A 317-nucleotide genomic window follows, 5' to 3' on the forward strand; every position below is an offset into this window, starting at 1 on the left:
AGGCGGGCGCGCCGGCGATTCTGGTTAACAATGCGGGTATTACCCGCGATAACCGGTTGATGCGACTGAAAGATGAGGACTGGTCTTCGGTGAGGGAGACCAATCTGTCCAGTGTCTACCGGACCAGCAAGGCAGTGCTTCGGGGTATGGCCAAGGCGCGCTGGGGACGCATTATTAACGTGAGCTCGGTGGTTGCCGGCATGGGGAGCCCGGGCCAGGCGAATTACTGCGCGGCCAAGGCCGGTGTCGAAGGGTTTACCCGAAGCCTTGCCAAGGAAATGTCGAACCGGGGTATTACTGCAAATTGCGTTGCCCCC

At 59.9% G+C, this 317-nt stretch carries 1 protein-coding gene; it reads left to right on the top strand.

Features of this window, described 5'->3' with window-relative positions; translation table 11 throughout:
- Positions 1-317, top strand: a 317-nt coding sequence (locus E5Q11_RS17465) for an SDR family NAD(P)-dependent oxidoreductase (protein WP_135804716.1), incomplete at both ends; no start/stop codon positions are given.

The organism is Marinobacter confluentis (assembly GCF_004785685.1).
GTDB lineage: Bacteria > Pseudomonadota > Gammaproteobacteria > Pseudomonadales > Oleiphilaceae > Marinobacter > Marinobacter confluentis.